Below are 18,110 nucleotides of genomic sequence, written 5' to 3'. Positions count from 1 at the left end.
TCTTCCGGCCGCTCCGCTTGGATGGGGCCAGCCGTTCACAGCGCCTCCAGCAAGGCGACAAGCGCCTTGATCTCGGCCTCGTCAAGGTCGAGCGGCCGCAACTCCGAGGTGCCGACCGCCGCCTTTGGCGCCGCGTTGTAATGGCGCACGACCTCTTCCAGCGTCCCGAACTGGCCCGCGTGCATATAGGGCGGGCGCAGCGAGACACCGCGCAACGAGGGGGTCTTGAACGCCCGCGCCAGCGCCTTGGGGTCGCGTTGCAGGAAGCGCAATTCCTCGCAAGACCCAGCGGGGGCGTCGCTGTAGGGGCCAAGGCAGTTGAACGGGTCCGCCTCGACCAGCGCGATCGCGTCAAGCCGGCCATTGTCGGGCGGCAACCCCGCCACAGGCGGCACGCCGGTATTGTGGAAAAACCCGTCCGTCATGCGCGGGCCCTGATGGCAACTGATGCAGCGCCCCTTTCCGGCAAAGATCTCGAGCCCGGCGATCTCTTCTTCGGACAACTGGTCCCTTGCGCCCTCCATCGCCCCGAAGGTCGCGCGCAGATAGAAATCCAGACGGGTTTCCTTGGGCTTCAACTGCCGTTCATAGGCGGCGATGGCCTTGCCGATATCGGCAAAGACCGTATTGACCGCATGGCGTTGCGCATCGGTCAGCGCCTCCCAGTTCCGGCGTGTCGCAGCGTCGCCCGTCGGCGCGCCATCCTCGGGCAAACCGGACAGGTCGGGAAAGGCGCCGAACACGGCGCGGTAGTCGTCGGCATAGGTCTCTTGCAGAAACCGCACCAGCCGCACGCGGTTCGACCCGTGTTCGACGGGGTTCTCGAGAGGCCCCAGCGCCTGCGACCACAAGCTGTCCTTGCGCCCGTCCCAAAAGAACCACGCGTTCCACGCCACCCCTTCAAGCGGCATGGTCCGCCGGTTGGCAGTGCCGATCCCCTGCCCCAGCGGCAACCCGTCCTGAAACCCGATCCCGGCCATATGGCACGACGCGCACGAGACCGTTCCCGTCGCACTCATCCGCGCATCGTGGAAAAGCGCCTCGCCAAAGACCGCGGCCTTCGGGTCGTCATACACCCTGTTTGACGGATCGTCAGGCGCAAGCCCCAGACTGTTGATCACCAGCCGCGATGCAAGATCCGCCGCATCCTGCGTGAAACCGTCGTCAGGCCCGGCCGGCAAAACCTCGTCCGCAGGATCGGCGCGCAGGCCTTGCGCGGTCACAAGCAGGCAGGCCAGCAGGATCGCGCCACGCCGCCACATCATAGTTGCAGGTCAAAGGCCACATGGTCCGCGCCCGCCGGCGCATCGATCACGATGTCGATCACCCAATGACCGGCCATGCTGAACTTGAAACCGTCGATCTCGTAAACCCCGCCCACGCCGTCGCCCTTTTGCTGCGGTTGCGTCGGCAGGCCATGACCATGCCCCGGCATTCCGCCCCCCAGCGTAAGGCGCGCGCCCTCGACGGGTTGGCCTGCCTTGGTCCGCAGCGTCACGTTCCAGTCGTGGAACACCTCGCGGTGAAACGGCTGCGATGCCGGAGCGATGGCGACCTGATACAGACCCGCATCGCTTGTCTTGCTCAGCGCAAGATCGGGCCCCGCATCGCCCGACCGGACCCAAAGCGCCCAACCGGCCAGCAGAACGGCCACCCCCGACACCAATGCAACGCCAACCCGCTTCGCCATCCCCGCCCCGCCCGCCGACACCCGTCCGCGAAATCGTATAAGATGGTTAACGCCCGCACAATCGACCGTCCGAACAGAAGCCCCCACACCAAAGGCGGTCACGCCACAGGCTTGCCGGCAAGGGGAACCCCGCCCCTCACGGCATTTGCGCAACCGAACCCCGATCGGCGCGGTGTCACCCCGAGGCCAGAGCCTTGGCGCTATAGTCTTCGAACCAGTCGGTATAGGCCGCGACGAACTGCTCCAGCGTCTGGTCCGGCTTCTTGGTCAGGATCGCTTTCACCGCGTTGATCGAGTCGCGCATGATGTCGAAACAGGACTCGTCCATCAGCGATGCGTCCATTCCGGGAACCGATTTGATCACCGCGTCGCGTTCCTTGCGCGCGACCTCGATGATCGCCTCGACGTCCAGATCCTTGATCGCCTTGATCTTCGCAGCAGGGAACGGCTGCGCGGCATGCGGCAGGGGCGTGCCGAACTTGGCCGTGTCGTATTTGTCCGGATGGGTCAGCAGGTTCTTGAAGGCGGGGGGCGCGCCTCCGGCAAACTCTTTCACGACATCCCTGGTCGGAATGGCCGTTCCGGCATCGATCGGCCGCGCCCTGTCGCCATCGATGATAAGATTGCCCCATTTGCAATCCCACTGGCAGGTCAGCATCTGCGACAGGATCACGTTCTGCATGCTGTCGGGGCTGACCTTTTCGGGCAAGGTGTTCATCGTCCTGAGAGAGTCTGCCACTTCCGCATCAAGGACGGCTTTCTTGACAGGATCGGTCTCGCCATCGGCCCGCCCGGCCTTTGCCCCGTGTTCTTCGGGGTCGACCATCTTGCCCTTGATCCCCTCGATCAGCGCACCGTGTTTGCCGTCGCTTTCAAGCAGGATGGTTTTGGGAAAGCCGAAATCGAGTCCGGCCTGCGCAAAGGCGTCATGGATTTTCGACGAGACGACCTCGCGCAGCGTCGAGGCCCCTTTGCCAAGGCCGAGAAACCGCAGGCCACCATCGGATTCACCCTCTACGCTCTTGAAGGCATAGGCGATCCGGCCATCGTCTTCGGTCAGCAGTTTCACGTCCGACGTGCCGCCGTCGGTCCGTTTGAAACGCGCGTGTTCCAGCAATGTCTTGCCGCGTTCCGGATCGGTCTTGGCCGATGCAAGCGCCGCCGGCGCCAGAAGCCGGTTGGCAAAAACGATCTTGTCGGCCGTCGCACTGGCCATATCGCGCAGATCCTGCGGGACAAGGGGGCTGTCGATGATCTTTTGCAGGTCGTCCAGCACCGCAATGGCGACAGGCCCGTCGCCCTTGCCCGCATCGGCGCTCAGCCGCGTGCAAAGCGCCTCGATCTTCTTTCTGTTGCTGACCTGATCGGCGAACCATTTGTCCGTCGTGGCGATGGCCAGTTCCGCGAGTTTGCGGCGCTTCTCGGTCTCGTCGTCCTTCACCTTCCCCTTACGCGGATGGTCGGCAAGATACTTCTGCGCAAAGCTCCGGGCTTCGGTGTAATCCTTCATCATCCGGTCATGGCTGCGGGCGCGCTTTTCGATTTTCCGCATGGCCTTGCCGAAATCGGTGTCCGCCGCCTTGCCGGCCTCTTGCAGTTTGTTTGCCATGTCCTTGGGCGGAACGGACGTATCAAGACTGCCCAGCACTGCCGTCACCGCCGTGGTCGACTCCTTGCGCTGCGCGTCGCGGGCGGCGCGCTGGCGGGCCTCGAGTTTCGCCGCGTCACCCACAGCCGCCGCCAGATTGGCAAGTTGGCCAAGCTGGCCTTGGGCTGTCGCATAATCGCCCTTGGCCACGGCCGCGCCGATCACGTTGCTCAGATCAAGCATGTTGCGCACAGCGGCACCCACCAGCGCACCCGAGGCGGGCGTCTGCAACGCGCGCGCCGCCTTGATATCCGGCACCAGCCGTTGCGCGGCGGCCTCGTATTTCTTGCGGTTGTCATCGCCGGTCTGTGCGCCCTGCGCCGCATCCGCAGGCCGCTGCGGCTTCGGCGCGCCATCGGGCGGGGGCGCGATGTTCGGCGAGGCAGGCGGCGGGGCCGGCCGTGCGGCAAGCGTCCTTGTGCCGTTGATCTTTTCGGCAAGGGCGACAAGCTTCTGCAAGTTCAGCATGGCAGCCTTGCCGTCGTCTTTCGATCGTGCCAGCGCCTCGGCCTTCAGGTCGGCAAAGGCCTTGCCGACCTCGGCGCTGCGCGCGCCAAGTGACCCGCCCGCGATGATCTTCTCGGCCGACTCCAACGCATCCTTCGCCTTGGCATAGGCCGCTTCGAACGGGTTGGGCGGCGGCGGGGCCGTGATCGGCGACGCCGTGAAAGGTGGCGCGGGCTGCGGTGCGGCGGTGCGGGCTTGCGCGAATTGCTCAAGCCTGTCCGAAGGTGCCGAAACCGGCCGTTGCGGCGGGGCCTGTGGCCGGGGTGGCGCGGCAACGGGCGTGTCCGGCGTCATGGGCTGCTTTGCGCCCGGCTCGGTGGCGGGACGCGGCGCGGCTGCCGGACGCGGCGGCTTTGGCGGCGCCTTGGCGGGCATGGGCCGTCCCATGATCTGCCGCCCGAGCTGCGCTTCCTTGAAGAACTGCTCGCGCGCGGCGATCTTCGCCATCACGGGTCTGATGAAAGCTTCGGCAAAGCTCTTTTCATCCATCGCCGGATGTTCGGCATGCTGTGCCGCCAAAGCCAAAAGTTCCCCGGCCGAGGCCCCGCGGCTGGCGAGCGATGCGTAAAGCGCATTGAATTTGGCGTCATCCATGGAAGCTGAATATCCTGATGAAAGATGAAATAGGGGTCGTCCACGCAGGCGCGGACGGCGTCAAAGCCGAAGCCCGGTTTCAATTTCCGCAAAGGCCTTTTCGAAGGCCTCTTCGAACGGGCTTCCGGGCAAAAGCGAACCCTTCTTGAAAAGCTGCACCAGCCGGTCACTGGCGATGCGCGGGCGGAACTTGCCGTTGATCACCTTGCCCACGGCCGCAAAACTGTCATCGCCCGCATTGATCGACTCGTCGATCGCATCGGTCAGGTCCGTCTGCATCTCGGACAGGATCGCGCCGAACCAGTCCTCGACGCCCTTGCAGAAATCGTCAGGGTCTTCGACCGGCACCTTGCTGGCGATAGATTTGTTCAACGCGCCAAGCTCGATGCTCAACTCGCCGGGAATCTTCTTCCAGCGCTCCAGCAGAAACACACGCTTTGCCACACGGCCTTTCGGGGCCGCACCGTCAGCGGCAGGGGCCGCCGCAGCAGCGGGGGTCGCGGCGGCGGCAGGGTCGTCGTCGTCGAACAGTTCGGGATCGTCCGGCAGCTCTTCGATGTCGGATTCGAGGATCGCCCCGGTTTCGTCAAGGATCTGCACATTCAGCATGATCCTCTGCGTCTTGAGATAGCGTTTCAGCTTCTTGGCAAGGCCGGGAACGACACGCTCGCAGGTCAGCGACAGGATCTTGCCTTCGACCTGCGCCGTGCCAAAGGCGTATTTGGGGCCTGCGCCTTCCTCTTTGGCTTCCTTGCCCAATACCTTGGGCGGCTTCTGGCGATGGAAGCCAAGGTAATCGTCCTCGGATTTGTCGGCGGCGTTATAGGCGAATGAAACGGGCGCACGCCGCATGATCTTTACAAATTTCTTAATTTCCGGACCGGAAACCTTGAATTCAGTCATGGAAGAACCTGCCTATCTTTTCTCCGTCACAAGGATACGGCTGTTGAGCGAAAGGCCCGAAAGCTTGCCCTCTCCGGCCCGCTGGGCGAGGGACTCGGCAAAACCTTCGACACTTTCCGTCGTCGGGCGCAATTCGTCGAAAACGGGGGCTTTTGAATAAAGCAGCAAGATCTTGGTCTTGCCCAAGGTGCTGTCATCGACCGTAAAGGCGATCTGCCCGTTGGCCTTGGCCTCCGACAGCGAATAGGCGACGCGCAGCGAAAGATCACCCGGAAGCCCCTTGCGCAGCCCGACAACCGAGGCTTCGGGACGTCCGAGGTTCGGCAAGAGATGGTAGACGTTGCCGCTGACGTCGATGACGGAAACCCAGATGTATCCATCCTCGACCGAGGCGGGCAGGGTCACGTCGATGACGGGGTTTTCATTGACATAGTAACGCCCCGACGGGTTCGGCACCAACTGGTCGCCTGTCAGGAAATTGACCGAAAGCGGCCCTGACGGCAGGCGGGGAAGCCGTGCCTCGACCGTGCAGACCTTGGCGTTCAGCACTTCGGCATCGACAACGACGGGCCGCCCCTTGGCAAGGGCGGTGATCTCTTCGGTCAGCGCCACGCGGGTTTCGCTATCGGCCACGGTTCCGGTCACGGCGATCTGGTCCTGCGGGCCATAGCCCGCTGCGGGCGGATCGATCAGGACCAGCGGGCCGCAATTCGTGTGCTTGGCCAGAACCTCTTCCACCGATGCCGAAGGCAGGGTCAGCGTCGGCAGGTCGATCTTGGCGCTGGCCTGCCAAACCGCCATTTCGGGCGTCTGCAAGACCGCAAGGACCGATTGCCGTTCCGCGTCCGATGTGGCGCGACCGGTGACGGACAGCGTCTTGTCCTGAACCTGAACCTGCCATTCCGGCAGCGGCCCAAGCGCGCGCAAGACCGTGCCGAGCGTTTCGGCAAAACCGTCGGGCACGTCACCCGATGCAAGCGAAAGATCGCCGCTGACGCCCGCCCCCATCGCAGCGGTCAGGGCCGTCCGCGCCTCTTCGGACGGGACGTTCCCGCTCAGGCTGGTTGTGCCGTCGGCGGCCTTGGCGGCACGCAGCACGAAGGGGCTGGCAAGGGGCGCCGCAGCCCCGCTGTCGGGGGCCGCAGGTTCGGCTGCGGGTTCGGCGCCCGTCGAAGCCGCCGTTGCCGTCGACGCGGTGGCAGCGGGTTGCGGTGCTTTCGGCGCGCCGCCGAAAAGGCCGAACTGCCACCCCCCGATCCCGGCAGCCACGACAAGCGCCGCGGCGATGCCGCCGATCAGCGGCGCCGCCGACTTGCCCGCAGCGGGCGCCGGGGTCGCGGATTTGCCCGCAGCCGGGGCCGCAGGCTTGGCCGTCGCGGGCTTGGGCTGTTCCGTCAGCGGGCGGCGCGCTGTCGTGGGCGCGATCCACGACGGGTCGATGGCTTCAAGCACCGCAAGGGCGGTTTGCAGGCGGGCATCGGGATCGGGCTGGGTCATCCGCTCGATCAGGGTGCGCAAAGGCTCGGGCACGCCTTCGGTATCGGGCGGCAGGTTCTTGGCGCGGATCACCTCCATCGGGTTGCGCCCGACATCGGGAACCTTGCCGCGATAGGTGGCAAGGATCAACGCGCCCAGCGAATAGATGTCTGAACGGGCATCGGATTTGCCCGACAGTTGTTCGGGGGCGGCATAGGCGTATTTGCCCGCGAATTCGTTGCCGACGATGGTTTCGGCGCCCGGATTTTCATCCTTGGCAATGCCGAAGTCGATGATGACCGCCTGCGCCGGATCGCCCCCGCGCAGGATGATATTGTCGGGCGACAGGTCACGATGCACCACGTTGCGCGAATGGGCGGCGTGCAGCCCTTCGGACACACGGGCGGTCACGGTCAGCAGATCGTCCGCCGACATGCCGCCTTGCCGCAGCTTTTCGTCAAGGCCCGGCCCTTCGATGTAATCCATGATCAGATAGACATGGCCATCCGGCGTGCGGTGGTTTTCCGAATAGCGCACCACCGCATCGTGGCGGATGTCGCGCATCTGCTCTTCGCGCGTCATCAGCACCAGATAGGACTTGTCGGCGGAAAATTCGGATTTCAGCACCTTCAGCGCGACAAGACGCCCCGAAATCTCGGACCGCGCCCGATAGACTTCCGAGGTGCCGCCGCGCCCCAGAAGGCTTTCGATCCGGTAGGTGTTGTTCAGCAGGTCACCGGGCTGGAACGTGTCGGAAGAACGTGACTGGCTCATGCCGTCCTCGTGGGCTGGGGCGGTGCATCCGCGGCGAAGACCTTAGCTGAGCAACTGGAATTCCACGCGGCGGTTTTCCTCGCTGCGGGGATCGGCCTCGTTCGCCAGATGGTCCTTGCCCACGCCGATGGCCTGAAGCCGGTCCATCGACACGCTGCACGAGGTCGAGATGTAGCGCGCCACCTCTTGCGCCCGCAGCAGCGACAGGCGGTTGTTGTAATCGGCCGTTCCGGCGGCGTCGGTGTGGCCGACGATCCGGAAGACCCAATCGGCATTGGTCTGCATCACGGTGCAAAGCGCGCCGAGTTTCGGCTTCTGGTCGTCACGCAGGGCGGCGCTGTCGAAGTCGAACTTGATCTGGATGTTCACCGCCGTGTCCGAGTCGTTTTCGACATAGGTTGTCGCGGCTTCGGCAGCGGGTGCGGCAGCCGTCTCTGTCGTCGCGGCGGTTGCATCCGCGGCGGCGGGTGCTGCCGCGGCGGGCTCACCGGCAGGGGCCAGCACAAGGCCGCGTGTCTTTTGCTTCTTGAACAGCGCCTCAAGCTCTTCTGCCGTCATGCCCGAGGCGTCCTGCGCCAGAACAGGCGCGGCGGGCAGCGAAACCAGCGGCAGGGCAAGGGCCAGCAGGGTGGCGAAAATGCGGGAACGAAGCGTCATGTCGAAATCTCCGTATCTGTGCGTTCGGGGCGGCGCGGCGGGTGCCGCAAGACGATTAATCTTTATGAAGCATTCGCACATACAAAAGCCTGTCGATCAATAAATTTTAACGACATGGACGGGCTTATGTTGCGTGACACACGATTTTGGATAGCATTGTTAGCGATAGTTAACCGAGGTGTCGCGCAGTCCATGATACCCTTCCGTTCCGCTTTGCCTCGAACCGCCCAAAGGTGCCGCTGATGCGGCTTATGCCTCCGATCATCATCGGTCTGTCGATCATCATCGCGGCCGTGATCGGCGTCATGGGCAGCATGTATTTCGCAGGTCCCTCGGGCGGCGCGGTCGACCGCGAGTTGCGCATCGAATTCGAGGCCGTGCGCTTCCAGATAGACGACATGGCCGAACAGATCGCCACGCTTCAGGCCGATCTTGCCGCGATGCAGGCAGCGGCCACGGCGGCATCTGCCCCGCAATCGGGCGGCGACACGATGATGCAAACCCCGCAAGGGGCCGACAACCTGATCCTTGAATCCTATGCGCAGGTGGTCACGGTCGCCGCGCGCAAGGCGCTGAATTCAAAGTGGACGGTTCCCGACCCGGCCTTCCTTGTCGACCTGCTCGGCGCGCCCGCGATGGCGCTGGTCGAAACCGATGGTTGCCTGACCGTCGACAACCCGGATTTCGAGGAACATCTCGTCGAGGCCGATGTCGGCCCGATTCGCGTCAAGATGCTGAAAGCCGCGACCGAGTCGCTTGCCGAGGTGTTCGAGCAGATCAAGGGCGTCGACGTCGATCTTTACAACCGCATCACCAGCGCGGGGGCGCTCTGCGTGCGTCCGATCCGGGGCACCACGGACAAGTGGTCCTCGCATTCCTTCGGAACGGCCGTCGATCTGAACATCGACGGCTATCTCGACACGCTGGGCGACGGGAAAACCCAGCTCGGCCTGACGATCATGGCGGATTTCTTCGAGGAAGCGGGATGGATTTGGGGTGCGGGTTTCAAAACGCGCGAGGACAGCATGCATTTCGAGGTAAGCGAGGAAAAGCTGCTCGAATGGCAGTCAGAGGGGCGGTTGTGATGCGCGCATTTCCGGCCATCCTGGCCTTTGTCCTGATGCTTTGGGGGGCCGTGGCGCAGGCAGGGTCCGACCGTCAGGCGCTGGTCATCGGCATGGCAAAGTATCAGCAAGAGGGGTTGGCGCTCGAAAACACGGTCAACGACGCCAAGCTGATCGCAGGCTCGCTGCAAGGCATCGGGTTCGATGTCACCCTGCTTGTCGATTCCCCCTTGGCCGAACTTCAGGCCAAGCTGGCCGAGTTTTCCTTCAAATCGGAAACCGCCGATCTGGCGCTGATCTACTTCGCCGGTCACGGAATCGAGGTGCAGGGCGAGAATTTCCTCGTGCCGGTCGACGCAAAGGTCGGCTCGAACCGCGATGTGCAGGCGCAGTCGGTTTCGCTCAAGCAGTTTCTCGCATCGGTGGACCGCGCCCGTAAGATGCGGATCGTGATCCTTGACGCCTGCCGCAACAATCCCTTCGGTGACGGTCTGGAACCCGTAGCCCAGGCCGAGGAACCGGCCACCGACGAGGCGACGCGCAGCAGCGCCGGCGGCGGCATGGCCGCCCCCTCTCCGGATCGCGGCACGCTGGTCGCCTTTGCCGCGCGCGACGGGGCCGTGGCATTTGACGGAAACGGCGGCAACAGCCCCTTTGCCACCGCCCTTGCCGACCGGATGAAACAACCGGGCCTCGAGATCAGCCTGATGTTCCGTCAGGTCCGCGACATGGTGCTCAAGGAAACCGGCAACTTCCAGGAACCGCATACCTACGGATCGCTTCCGGGCGAGCCGTTCTTTCTGGCCGGAACCGATGGCGCGGGAACGCAGATCGCGGCCGAGGACGTCCAGCTTGCATGGGCCGAGGTGCCGCCCGGACAGGAAGAACAGTTCAAGCGTCTGGCCGATGACGGCGATACGCGCTCGATGATCGCACTGGGCCGCATGTGGCTGAACCCGCAGGACCAGAAACGCTACAACCCCCAAGCCGCCATCGGGCAACTGGAACGCGCCGCCAACGCGGGCGAGCCCGAGGCGATGTTCGAACTTGCCCGCATTCTGGAACTGGGGCTTGGCACCGAAAAGGACACGGCGCGGGCGCTCGAGCTTTACAAGAAGGCCGCCGACCAGAACTTTGGCGACGCGCTCAACAACCTCGGTTTCTTCTATGCCCGCGGCGACTATGGACTGCCGCAGGACGTGCCCACGGCGATTTCCTATTTCGAGCGCGCCGCCAATGTGCGCCACCGCGAGGCGATGTACAATTACGCCGCGATGATCAACGCAGGGCAGGTTCCGGGCAAAGGGCCCGCCGATGCGGCGAACTACCTTTACGACGCGATACGCGCAGGCAGCAAACGCGTTTTCGATCTGGTGAGCCAGCGGCCCGACGTGTTCTCGGCCGATACGCGCAAGGCTTTGCAGGCCAAGCTGGCCGAGTACGATTTCTACGCAGGTACGATTGACGGAGATTTCGGCGAAGGGACGCAAAAGGCGATCCGCCTCGCCTACGGCATTTCAGGATAAGGGGATACGCATGATGCAGAAAGTGAATGAAGCGGGCTTCTGGCGCACGGCGCGGCGCGGCGTGATGATCGGGGCCGTGATGCCGATGACGATGGTGCCCCAAGTGGTTTCGGCAGGTATCCTTGCGCCGCAGGGTCTGCGAAGCGAAGTCCTGATCGAGACGGGCGCGGATTTGATGCCGCACCTGGAACTGGGCCTCGGGCGCGCAACCCATGACGGCGGCCTGATCGAGGTGTCCGGCCCCTGCCCCGACGACATCGACAACGGCGGTGGCGGGAACGTCGGCTTTCTCGAGGTGCCGGGCATGGATGTGGCCGATGCCTCGCCCGCTCTTGACGAGCTGATCCGCCAAAGCGACGCACTTGCCGCCGAGGCGCAGGTCACGCTGGCATCCTGCTTCGATGGCCCGATCGAGCCGACCGATCCGGTCAAGCTGACCGGAACGCTCGACAAGTCGATCAAGGCGGTGAACGACACCTGCGACACCTTCCAGATCCAGTATCGGGTCTATTGCCTTGCGAACCAGTACAAGGCGCTGGCCCAGCAACTCCCGTCGGGCGGCCAGTATTTCGAGATGAAGCGCATTCTCAACGACACCGCCGACCAGCTGCGCGCGCTCGCGGACGAGAACGCCGATGCCGAGGCCCCGCAGGCCCGTGTCACCGACGTCCCGCGCCGCGCGCCCGCCGTGGCCCGCGCCCCGCTTCCGGCCATTCGCGCCGACCGGGTCGAGGCAACGGCGGCAGCGGCAACGGTGATCTTGCAGAACGCGCAGATCCTGCTCATCCGTTCGGTCGAAGACAGCGAGGCGCGCTACGCCGCCTATCAGACGGTCGCCTCGGGCATGGACAACTCCATGCTCCTGCTGCGGTCGTAACGGCGCATGACACGCGGCCGCTCCCCCGCGGGGGCGGCCTGTCAAGTGACGTCGACGACGATGATCGACACATTGTCCCCGCCACCCTGTTCAAGGGCATAGGTCAGCAGGGTATCGGCCACCGTCTCGATGGGCGCGCGCGCGGCCAGCGCCTGCAATGTCGCGGTCCGCGCGTATTTGGTCAGCCCGTCCGAACACAGGATGAACCGGTCGCCCGCTTCCATCTCGCCCCAGATCTTGTCCAGCTCGAGCGTATCGCCGACACCGACCGCGCGCGTGATCGCATTCGACTGCGGCAGGACATCCACCTCGTCCCATGTCATTTGCCCGGCATTGACGAATTCGGACACGACCGAATGATCCGACGACAGCATTTCGACCATTCCGTCGCGCAGGCGGTAAAGGCGGCTGTCTCCGGCCCAGAAGCACAGGAAATGCCGGCCGTGCAGCATCAGCACGACCACGGTCGCGCCGATCAGGTCGACATCGCGGGCGCGGGCCTCGGCGCGGATGATGTCATGCGCGCGCCCCAGCGCCGCGCGGATTTCGACCATCATCTGCGCGGGCGGCAGATCGGGCGGCAGTATGGCGATTGAATCCACGACCGTCTGGCTGGCGAAATCCCCCGCCGAATGGCCGCCCACCCCGTCCGAAACAACCCAGATATGATGCTCGGGAAGGGCGAGGATGCTGTCCTCGTTGATCTTTCGCACCCGTCCAACATGGGTCGTGGCGCTGTAGCGGATCAAGGGTGTCTCAGTCATGGGCCGCCCCTTCGCAGCGAAGCGTGGCAGAGTTGATCAGCGTTGCGAACAAAGGCGCGGGCAGACCGTCGGCGGCGATCAGCACCAGCCCGTCCCCGGCCGGTGCCGACCAGATGGAATGACGCGGGGAAAACGGCGGCGACGCGGGCACCAGCGCCCCGCCCTGCAAACGCAGGTAGCGCGCATCCGGCGGCAGGACCGCGCGGCGCGGCGCGGGACAAAGCTCCAGACGCGCGGCCAGGGCATCGCGCGACAGCGTGTCAGACAGCGCGTCCAGCGCCGTTTCCTCAAGCTCGGTCGCCACGGCCAGCAGGGCCGCATGATCGGCCAATACATCGCCGCCCGTTCCGGCTTCCTGCGCAAGGGTCAGCGGAAACAGCCGTCCGACCTGATCGACCGACGCCATCAGGATCCCCGACACCGCCGATCTGCCCGCAACGCCCGGCGGCAGCGAAAACCGCCAGATCGGCGCCGACATATAGGCGTCCTGAAACCCTGCGCCCAAGGCCGCGCGGGCCTCGACGATCGACGCCTGAAGCCATCGGTCCCACGGGGCTACGAAATCCTGCGACAGTGCCAGGCGGAAGAAATCCCCCAAGGCGGGTATCTTGCCGAAGGCACCGTAACGCGCCGTCATCAGAACGACTTCGGACAGGTGAACTCGGACAGCGCCTGTAGATAGAAGGGGCTGACCAAGGCCGTTGACTGAAGGTTGACGATGGCGATCCGCTGTCCAACCGTGAAGTAGATGCGCAGCCGGTCCTCGGCCGCCGTGCGGCGGGGCGAGGCGGCATCCATCAGCCGGAACAGCGCCCAAGGTCCGTCGGCGCGGATATTGCTCTCGGTGCCGCGCTTCTCGGGCAGGAACGACAGCTGTGCAAAGCCGACATCACCGGGCCAGACCACCTGCACCGGCGTCGGATTGTCGAGGTCGAACTCGACCTTCTGCCCGTCGATTTCCAGCGTCGCCGACTTGGACAGCTTGTCCAGCGAATGCGGCGTCAACTGGAAGGTGACCTGCGGCGTCGGTCCGTTGGGAAAGAACGCCTGCCGGATGTCAGCCGCCGCCTGCAATTGCGCCAAGGCCGTTTCCGAGATCGCGATGCTGGCCCCGCCCGCTCCGGCCTTCAACACCCAGGGCCGCTGCGTGGTGTCGACCACTGCGGCAAGGTTCTCGTTGAAGAAGGTGTCAATCAACCCGCCGGGACCGAAAAGCTTGGCAAAATCGGCCAGACCTACATCGGCAGGGGCGAATTTCTCGAACGGATAGCGGTTCGCCGTGACCTGCTCGCACATCGCCAGAACCGTGCTTTTCCACCGCGCGTCGATCGAGGCCCGCGTTCCCTCGGCCGAAATGCCCGACGACCCCGAGGCGATCTGCCCCGCCCAGCGTTCGACAGGTCCGCCGATCCCCGAGGCGACCATCTGAAGCTGCACGATGGCGCTGTCCTCGGGAACCGCAGCCGCCGAGGCGCCGCCGGTGAACTGCATCTTGTTCAGCTCCTTGCTGACGCCGTCCAGCACGCCGATCAGGTTGTCCACCGGTGCCGGAGTGCCCTCGGCCGGCGGAAAGCTCAGATCGACCAGCCATTGGAAGCGTTTTTGCACCTCGGAACCGGGTTTCGGCTTTTCTCCGGCCCCGCCCGCACTTTGCGCCTGACGGATCGAATCAACGACCATCCGCACTTCGCCCGGCAGCAGAACCGTGGCATCCCCCGCCGCAAGCTGCCCCGCGCCTTCGCTGACCGCAGCCGAAATGGCATCCGGCTCGCGCGTCAGCACGGTTTCGACGGCAATCGATTGCAGCAGATAGCGCAACGGCGACGACGGGCTCGACAGGATGCGCGTGACCTCGACCGCATCCGACAGAATGCCGATGGGCCGGATGTCGACGTCTTTCAGGATATCCTCGTAGCGGTTGATGAAATCGGATTCATAAAGCGCCAGCACGTCGCGTTCGATCAGGGCCAACTCTTCGGGCGTCTTCGCCGTGGACTGGTTATCGGCAAGCACCCAGCCGTCGGCTTCGACACGTTCCCCGATCTTGCCCAGACCGGCCTTGAACACCTTTTGGAAGCCATCATAGGTGTAGATGCCCGGCACCCCGTCAGACAGCGCGGCACCCGAGGCGCGGACAAAGACCTTGTCGGCCTGCGGTCCCGCCGCCGCCGAAATGGTCCAAGCCGGCAAGGCGCGGGCTTCCGGGCTGTCGATGATCCCGCGATAGACACGCTCGGCCACCTGCATTTCCTGCAACGACTGCCGCACCGTCGCGATCAGGTCCCCGTTGAGCGGAACCTGAACCGGCTCTTGCGACAGAAGGGCGTTCAGATTGTCCAGCAGCGCCGCGCGCAGCGGTGCCTGCGTTTCGCCGGCGAATTGCTGCTCCCAATCCTTGGTCAGCCAGTCGCGGATCAGGTCGGGGTTCTGTGTCCCGACCCCGCCAAGGTTCAGATAGACCTTGAGCGCATCGTAAAGCGATCCGCTGTCGTCGCCGTTCAGTTGCGACAGCTGCTCTTCCAGCCGCAGCAAAAGGCGCGGCAGGAAAATCTGCACCAGCGCCGCGTGATAGGCCTGTGCGGTGCTGTCGGCCAGAACCGCGCCCTGATCCAGCCCCCATCCCGATGTCAGGCCCGAATCCCACTCGGCAACCGCGCTGTTGGCGGGCATGGTGCGAAAGTTCTCAAGCGCGGGCAACGTGCCTGCAACCTGCGTATCCGCAACGGGGTTTCCCGGAACCTTGGAAGCGGCTTCGGTAAAGGCGGCAAAGCCCTGCGCCGTGCGGTCCACCAGATCGCGGTTGTAGCGGTAGCTTTGCGTCCAGATTGCCCCCATTCCCAAGGCGGCAAGGATGACGGCCGTCATCGCCCCGCGCAGGGTCCAGCGATACATCCGCTCGACCTTGTCATCGGCGGAAACCAGACCCGCCTCGTGGAAGATGACGCCGTCGAACAGGCGCGTCAGAAAGAAGCTGCGCCCCTGTCCGCGCCCCGAACCGATGGCCTGGCGACCGATGCCGAAACTGCGCGCCATGCCCATCATCAGACGGTCGATCGGCGTGCCTTCCTGCGTTCCCGAGGTGAAGTAGACGCCGCGCAGGAATTGTCGCGCCTCGTATTTGTTCTCGACGAAGATTTCGGTCAGGAAATCCCGCGCGACCTGCCGGATCGAGGCGACCTGCGCCGGAAATCCCGCAATCAGGCTGCGGCGCTGGTGGTCGGTCTCTTGCTGCATGCGGTCAAGCGAAAGCCTGTTCAGCCGGTCGAGCAACAGATCGAATTCACCGTCGAAAGCCGCAAGGGTCGTGTCTTCGGCCTTCGGGCGCGTCACGGGAAGGGTAAAACCCCAGACCTGTTCGCGCGCCTCCTTGCCAAGGTTCTCGAAGAATTCCGAAAAGCCGACGATCAGGTCCGATTTGGTAAAGACGATATAGACGGGGAAGCGCACGCCCAGTTTCTCGCGCAATTCCTGCAAGCGGCGGCGCACCGCCTTGGCCTGGTTCTTCTGCGTCACCTCGTCCTGCATCGACAGATCGGCCAGCGACAGCGCGACGATGGCCCCGTTGATCGGCTGGCGCGGGCGGTGCTTCTTGAGCATCCCGAGAAAGCCGAGCCAGCTGCCGCTGTCGGCGGCGGCGTCGCTTTCCTGTGTGGTGAAGCGGCCCGCCGTGTCGATCATCACGGCGTTGTCGGTGAACCACCAGTCGCAGTTGCGCGTGCCGCCAACGCCATCCAGCGCCGTGCGGCCGAATTCCTCGGCCAGCGGGAATTGCAGGCCCGAATTGACGATGGCCGTCGTCTTGCCCGCACCGGGGGGGCCGATCATCAGGTACCACGGCAATTCGGCCAGCGATTTCCGGCCCTTGGCCTTGCGCAGCTTGACCATTGCCGCACGCATCTTGGCGCGCACCTCGCCCAGTTCGGCCTTGACGGCGGCATCGGTCAGGTCTTCGGGGTCGGGACCGCTGACGATATCCTCGGTCATGGCGCGATTGCGGCGCGCGCGCAGCCACAACACCAGCAGGATCGTCAGCAGCACGACCAGCCACAGGCAACCCACCGCGATCCCCTGTGCGAGGGGAGACTCCAGCGGGCGGCTTTCGCCAAAGGCCAGCAGAGGGCCGAACCAGATGATGCAGCCCGAAACGACGATCGCAAAGACCAGCAGCGATCCGATGACCGATCTGAAGATCGACCAAATGATCCGCCGGATCAGCATTTGACGCATCATCAGCTTTCAATCCTTCTCAGAACGATTTCGATCCGGCGGTTCGCAGCCTTCCCTTCGCGCGTCGCATTGTCGGCGATGGGCTCCTTGTCGGCCCGCCCTTCCGCCGTCAGCCGCGCGGGGTCGGTCAACTTGGCCGCCAGGAATTTCTGGACCGCTTCGGCGCGGGCCAGCGAAAGGTGCATGTTCGACGGAAAGCGCGAGGTGCGGATCTTGTCGCTGTCCGAATGCCCGGCGATCAGCACAGGCCCCGTCACGCTGTTCAGCGCATCGGCGACGCGGGTCAGCAATTCGTCGAATTCCGGTTTCAGCGCGTCCGAACCCGACCCGAACATGCCCGCGCCTGCGATGCGGATCGTGATGGTGCTGGTGTCTTGCAGCAGCGTCACGCGTCCGGCATCCACCTCGGGCTGCAAAAAGGTCTGCAACCCGTCAAGCATCTTCACATCCGCAACCGTGGGCTTCGGGTCGGGTGGCGGTGGCGCCTGTCGCAGAAAGGTCGGCAAGGGCTGGGTTTCATAAACCGCAAGCTGGTCGATGGCGGCATTGGCCGAAGACGTCAGCGCCCAGGCCAGCGTCGCATAGATCGCGCCAAGCAGAACCGCGAAACAGGCCGAGGCAATCCAGACCGGCGTCCAGACCGAAAGCGGCCTGTGCGGCTTTTCCAGCCCCTTCCAATGCGGCGAAAGATCCGCTTCGACCTCGCCGCGCTGGCCGCGGATGATGCGGGCAAGTCCCTGCCGGATGGTCAGGTGCTTGTCGCTGCCGCCATGTTCCACCCGCAACCGCCCCTCGAATCCGAGAGAGAGGCACATGTAAAGGAATTCGAGCAGATCGATGTTGCGCGCAGGGTCCTGTTCCAGCCGCGCAAGCAGATCGTAGAACCGGTCGCCGCCCACGGTTTCACGGTGAAAGGTCGCGACCATCGATTGCTGCGCCCATGACGACGCCTCGCCCCAGGGGGTGTTCAGCACCACGTCGTCGATGGTGGCGCAGATCGCATAGCGGGCAACCTTGACGTTCTGCGGGTCGATCCCCGCCGTCAGGCAGCGGCCTTCGAAGCCGCGCACTTCCGCCACGACATTGGCGCGCAGCTTTTCGGGGTCGAGGTGCTGCGCGCGGTTGCGGATGCGGCTGATAAGCGAGAAAAGCGTGGTCGCCTGACCGTTCAGCGGGTTCAGGCCGGTCGCCGCGATGGCGGGCGCTGCGGCACCTGCGGCTGCGGCGGCAGGGGCCGCCTGCGCGCGCGGCGGGTCGGGATAGGCGGCAGCCGGAGGCGGCGGTGCCTGATAGGCGGGGGCCGCCGGGGCCGATGCCGGTCGTCGCCCGCCCGGGTTCGGGCGGATCACCGTCCGTTCGTTGTCATCCGGTTCGGCAAAGGGATCATTGTCCGACATCGCTTG

Annotated in this window: 13 protein-coding genes; 3 read left to right on the top strand and 10 right to left on the bottom strand. The window is 64.6% G+C overall.

Annotated elements, in window-relative coordinates; translation table 11 throughout:
* Positions 1-35 precede the first annotated feature (35 nt).
* The 6 genes from H7F16_RS13165 to H7F16_RS13140 form a co-directional block, all read right to left on the bottom strand.
* Positions 36-1,265 (bottom strand): cytochrome-c peroxidase, encoded by a 1,230-nt coding sequence (locus H7F16_RS13165; RefSeq protein ID WP_185798059.1) that lies wholly within the window; start codon positions 1,263-1,265, stop codon positions 36-38.
* Positions 1,262-1,690: a FixH family protein gene (locus tag H7F16_RS13160; RefSeq protein WP_185798058.1), complete on the bottom strand. Its 429-nt coding sequence runs from the start codon at positions 1,688-1,690 to the stop codon at positions 1,262-1,264. Before H7F16_RS13160 ends, H7F16_RS13165 begins: the two co-directional genes overlap by 4 nt.
* A 175-nt stretch (positions 1,691-1,865) precedes the next feature.
* Positions 1,866-4,439: a hypothetical protein gene (locus tag H7F16_RS13155; protein ID WP_185798057.1), complete on the bottom strand. Its 2,574-nt coding sequence runs from the start codon at positions 4,437-4,439 to the stop codon at positions 1,866-1,868.
* Positions 4,440-4,499: 60 nt separating this feature from the next.
* Positions 4,500-5,291, bottom strand: coding sequence for a hypothetical protein (locus H7F16_RS13150; protein WP_185798056.1), 792 nt, complete (start codon positions 5,289-5,291; stop codon positions 4,500-4,502).
* A 63-nt stretch (positions 5,292-5,354) separates the two neighbouring features.
* Positions 5,355-7,592 (bottom strand): serine/threonine protein kinase, encoded by a 2,238-nt coding sequence (locus H7F16_RS13145; RefSeq protein ID WP_185798055.1) that lies wholly within the window; start codon positions 7,590-7,592, stop codon positions 5,355-5,357.
* Positions 7,593-7,634: 42 nt separating this feature from the next.
* A complete protein-coding gene (locus tag H7F16_RS13140; protein WP_185798054.1) occupies positions 7,635-8,249 on the bottom strand; it encodes an OmpA family protein in 615 nt (204 codons plus the stop codon).
* A 242-nt stretch (positions 8,250-8,491) separates the two neighbouring features.
* Between H7F16_RS13140 and H7F16_RS13135 the strand changes: the two genes are divergently transcribed.
* From H7F16_RS13135 to H7F16_RS13125, 3 genes are read left to right on the top strand one after another with little or no spacing between them, the layout of a single operon-like run.
* Positions 8,492-9,334, top strand: a complete 843-nt coding sequence (locus H7F16_RS13135; protein WP_185798053.1) for a M15 family metallopeptidase — start codon at positions 8,492-8,494, stop codon at positions 9,332-9,334.
* Entirely contained in the window at positions 9,334-10,839 is a 1,506-nt protein-coding gene (locus H7F16_RS13130) for a caspase family protein (RefSeq protein WP_185798052.1), read from the top strand. Before H7F16_RS13135 ends, H7F16_RS13130 begins: the two co-directional genes overlap by 1 nt.
* Positions 10,840-10,849: 10 nt before the next feature.
* The gene (locus tag H7F16_RS13125) at positions 10,850-11,716 is read left to right on the top strand and encodes a hypothetical protein (protein WP_185798051.1); all 867 of its coding nucleotides are present in this window, start codon (positions 10,850-10,852) and stop codon (positions 11,714-11,716) included.
* 41 nt (positions 11,717-11,757) lie between these two features.
* On the opposite strand, the gene H7F16_RS13120 is transcribed toward H7F16_RS13125, so the two are convergent.
* Genes H7F16_RS13120 through tssL form a run of 4 tightly spaced genes read right to left on the bottom strand, consistent with a single transcriptional unit; the run spans position 11,758 to position 18,104 of the window.
* A complete protein-coding gene (locus tag H7F16_RS13120) occupies positions 11,758-12,480 on the bottom strand; it encodes a PP2C family protein-serine/threonine phosphatase (protein ID WP_185798050.1) in 723 nt (240 codons plus the stop codon).
* On the bottom strand, positions 12,473-13,117 hold the full coding sequence (gene tagF, locus H7F16_RS13115) for a type VI secretion system-associated protein TagF (protein ID WP_185798049.1): 645 nt from the start codon (positions 13,115-13,117) through the stop codon (positions 12,473-12,475). The genes H7F16_RS13120 and tagF overlap by 8 nt, the downstream gene beginning before the upstream one ends.
* Entirely contained in the window at positions 13,117-16,710 is a 3,594-nt protein-coding gene (gene tssM / locus H7F16_RS13110; protein WP_241741430.1) for a type VI secretion system membrane subunit TssM, read from the bottom strand. Before tssM ends, tagF begins: the two co-directional genes overlap by 1 nt.
* Positions 16,710-18,104 (bottom strand): type VI secretion system protein TssL, long form, encoded by a 1,395-nt coding sequence (gene tssL / locus H7F16_RS13105; protein WP_185798048.1) that lies wholly within the window; start codon positions 18,102-18,104, stop codon positions 16,710-16,712. Before tssL ends, tssM begins: the two co-directional genes overlap by 1 nt.
* Positions 18,105-18,110 lie beyond the last annotated feature (6 nt).

This window comes from Paragemmobacter straminiformis, assembly GCF_014243445.1.
GTDB classification, from domain to species: Bacteria; Pseudomonadota; Alphaproteobacteria; order Rhodobacterales; family Rhodobacteraceae; genus Paragemmobacter; species Paragemmobacter straminiformis.
The sequence above is the reverse complement of the archived record's forward strand: the minus strand, read 5'-3'. Positions and strand labels throughout refer to the sequence as shown.

Excerpts from the sequence above, each read along its gene's own strand:
- H7F16_RS13125 (WP_185798051.1), top strand. The coding sequence starts at position 10,850 with ATGATGCAGAAAGTGAATGAAGCGGGCTTCTGGCGCACGGCGCGGCGC.
- H7F16_RS13165 (WP_185798059.1), bottom strand. The coding sequence starts at position 1,265 with ATGATGTGGCGGCGTGGCGCGATCCTGCTGGCCTGCCTGCTTGTGACC.
- tagF (WP_185798049.1), bottom strand. The coding sequence starts at position 13,117 with ATGACGGCGCGTTACGGTGCCTTCGGCAAGATACCCGCCTTGGGGGAT.
- H7F16_RS13155 (WP_185798057.1), bottom strand. The coding sequence starts at position 4,439 with ATGGATGACGCCAAATTCAATGCGCTTTACGCATCGCTCGCCAGCCGC.
- H7F16_RS13160 (WP_185798058.1), bottom strand. The coding sequence starts at position 1,690 with ATGGCGAAGCGGGTTGGCGTTGCATTGGTGTCGGGGGTGGCCGTTCTG.
- H7F16_RS13145 (WP_185798055.1), bottom strand. The coding sequence starts at position 7,592 with ATGAGCCAGTCACGTTCTTCCGACACGTTCCAGCCCGGTGACCTGCTG.
- H7F16_RS13135 (WP_185798053.1), top strand. The coding sequence starts at position 8,492 with ATGCGGCTTATGCCTCCGATCATCATCGGTCTGTCGATCATCATCGCG.
- H7F16_RS13120 (WP_185798050.1), bottom strand. The coding sequence starts at position 12,480 with ATGACTGAGACACCCTTGATCCGCTACAGCGCCACGACCCATGTTGGA.
- H7F16_RS13130 (WP_185798052.1), top strand. The coding sequence starts at position 9,334 with ATGCGCGCATTTCCGGCCATCCTGGCCTTTGTCCTGATGCTTTGGGGG.
- tssM (WP_241741430.1), bottom strand. The coding sequence starts at position 16,710 with ATGATGCGTCAAATGCTGATCCGGCGGATCATTTGGTCGATCTTCAGA.
- H7F16_RS13140 (WP_185798054.1), bottom strand. The coding sequence starts at position 8,249 with ATGACGCTTCGTTCCCGCATTTTCGCCACCCTGCTGGCCCTTGCCCTG.
- tssL (WP_185798048.1), bottom strand. The coding sequence starts at position 18,104 with ATGTCGGACAATGATCCCTTTGCCGAACCGGATGACAACGAACGGACG.
- H7F16_RS13150 (WP_185798056.1), bottom strand. The coding sequence starts at position 5,291 with ATGCGGCGTGCGCCCGTTTCATTCGCCTATAACGCCGCCGACAAATCC.